The organism is Mycobacterium sp. TH-M15 (assembly GCF_057473705.1).
Genome location: NZ_JBYCLB010000136.1, coordinates 1 through 2,422 on the forward strand (window position 1 = coordinate 1; position 2,422 = coordinate 2,422).

At 71.6% G+C, this 2,422-nt stretch carries 1 protein-coding gene and 2 pseudogenes; 1 reads left to right on the forward strand and 2 read right to left on the reverse strand.

Annotation, left to right across the window (positions count from 1 at the left end; all coding sequences use genetic code 11):
- Together AC2VNT_RS03380 and AC2VNT_RS03385 are read right to left on the reverse strand one after the other, a co-directional pair.
- Positions 1-1,285, reverse strand: a pseudogene (locus AC2VNT_RS03380) (hypothetical protein); the annotation flags it as partial.
- Positions 1,286-1,297: 12 nt separating this feature from the next.
- Positions 1,298-2,038 carry an NUDIX hydrolase gene (locus tag AC2VNT_RS03385; protein ID WP_486945516.1) on the reverse strand — a complete coding sequence of 247 codons (741 nt, stop codon included), beginning with the start codon at positions 2,036-2,038 and terminating at the stop codon, positions 1,298-1,300.
- An 87-nt stretch (positions 2,039-2,125) separates the two neighbouring features.
- On the opposite strand from AC2VNT_RS03385, the pseudogene AC2VNT_RS03390 reads away from it, so the two are divergent.
- Positions 2,126-2,422 (forward strand): annotated as a pseudogene (locus AC2VNT_RS03390) (CCA tRNA nucleotidyltransferase); the annotation flags it as partial.

Below are 2,422 nucleotides of genomic sequence, written 5' to 3' on the forward strand. Positions count from 1 at the left end.
CGGCGGGGGCGATCACGACGGTGTCGCCGATGGAGCTGAGCAGATCGACGCCCCGGCGGGTAAGAGACCCGTCCGGGATCAGGGTGGCGCCGCGGACCGCGACGACACCCAGGATCCGGTCGACGATGTCAGCGGCCCCGCTGGTTGCGGTCGCGCTGAGGCCGGGGTCGCCGACCCGCTGGACGGCGCCGAGGTCGGCTAGCGCGTAGGGCAGCGGCGCGACACACATCCGTCGCGCCAGTGCCCGCAGCCGGTTCAACCAGTTGGTTGCCGCGGCTTGCCCGGCGCCGGGGTGGGTCGCGGTGCCGGGATCCAGGGCCGGGCTGGCGGGTGCACCGGGAACTCCGCCCGAAACGATGTAGCCGGCGGTCATCGCATTGACGGTGACCAGCAGGTCGGGGTCGACGGCCAGGCACACCGAGCGGCCTACGGCGCCGTCGGGGTCGACGTCGCGGCTGGTGGCGAACTCGGCGGCGGTCAGCAGCACGTCCAGCCGACCGCCGGCGGCCAGCGACGTCGCCAGCTCGTCGTCGATCAACCGGACCGGAACCGTGCCACCCGGGAAACCGGGGGCCAAGCGCGGCCGGTCGGCCAGCGGCCACAGCATGGTGACCGAAACGGGTTTGGAGGTGTCGGGCGCGACCACAGTGTCCATGGTGCCGACGCTGGACGCGTGGGCCGAGGTGTCCAGCGGATCCGGCGGCACACCCAGCACGGGCAGCAGGAAGCGCGCGTTGTCCAGACGTGCCGGCTCGCCGTAGTCCGGCGTGCCATTGACATTGACCAGCAGGGGGTAGACGCCGGGCGCGGTGATATCCAGCGAGTGCGCGGTCGCCGAGCGCATCGGGGCCGAGAGCGTGAACGTCGTCTTCTGGCCGCGCTGCAGCACGGGGGAGAGCGCCGCGAAGTCCGTCGCGGCCTGGTACTGGTCGGTGTCGCCGTCGAGGTCGGTTCGCAGGCCGGTCGACGTCGGCACCGCCGCCGCGTGTTCGAGGCGCAGCATCAGGTCGCGGACCGGCCGGTCACCGGTGTTGGTGATGGTTCCGGCGACGGTGACCACCGGCTCGCTGGTGGTGGTGACCAGCTGCGGGGTGACCCGGTCGATCCGCACCAGGACGAACGGGTTGGCGCCGGGCTCGCCGGCGGCGGCGGTCGGCACGACGCCAACGCTCAGGCCGGCCAGGACGCCGAGCACCGCCAGCAGACGCAACAGGCCGCCCGGCACCGTCGATCTGCTGCTCGTCCCCGCCCGCGGACGGAGCCGCCACCCCGAATTACTCTGCATCGTCGTCGGCGGCTACGGTCCGGGACCGCGACCGATCTTCCGGCCGCGGACGGGCTCGTCGACCCGGCGGATGCGGGTGCGTGAGTGGGTTTGCGGGCGGCGCCACGGCGTGCTGGGCGGCAGGGGTGGCAGCGCGGCCTCGCCGTCGCTCTGCAGTTTGCCGATCAGCTCGTCGGCCACTTCCGCCAGCTTGCGCTCGTCGGCGTAGGCCAGCCGGAACGGCAGCTCGGAGATCGGCACCCACGCCACCTCGGCGACCTCGACGTCCTCGTCGCACAGCTCACCTCCTGAGAAACGCATCAGGTAATGATGAACCGTCTTGTGCACGCGCCGCCCTTCGGTGACGAACCAGTAGTCGATGCAGCCCAGCGCCGCCAGCACGCTGCCCTGAATCCCGGTCTCTTCGGCAACTTCCCGGATCGCGGTCTGCTCCGCGGTCTCACCGAGTTCGATGTGGCCCTTGGGCAGTGACCACAGCATCCGGCCGCGCCGGTCCACCCGGCCGATGAGCGCCGCGACCTGTCCTTCGCGCGGGCCATCGATGTTGTCGATGACCAATCCACCGGCCGAGGTCTCGTGCACGGTCCGCAGCCGTCCCGCAGTTCGGCGTGTCGCACGGCGCTGGCCGGACTTGGCCGGCGCGCCGCCGGCAGTCGCCTCGTTGCCGGGGTTTGCTTGGCCGGACCCTGCCGAGCGCCGACCGCGGCGCCTCCCCCGACGCCGACGTGGTTGCGGATTTTCGCCGTCGGACACCCAAGCGATAGTAGCTGGCGTGCTCAGACGCCCTGGGCTCACTCGCCGGTAGTGAGCTGGGGGAGCGGGCGATTACGCTGTGGTCCCGTGCCCGAAGAGCCGCAGGATGCCGAGCTGTTGGCTGCTGCCGCGGTCGCCTTGCACAGTCACGCCGTTGTGCTGGGCGAACTCGGGGCGGTGTTCGCCCAGGCCGGCCACGAGCTCTATCTGGTCGGCGGTTCGGTGCGTGACGCCGTGCTGGGCCGGCTGAGCAACGATCTGGACTTCACCACCGATGCGCGCCCCGAGCGGCTGCAGACGTTGCTGCGGTCCTGGGCCGACGCAGTGTGGGACACCGGCATCGAATTCGGCACCGTCGGTGCCGAGAAAGACGGCCAGCGCCTG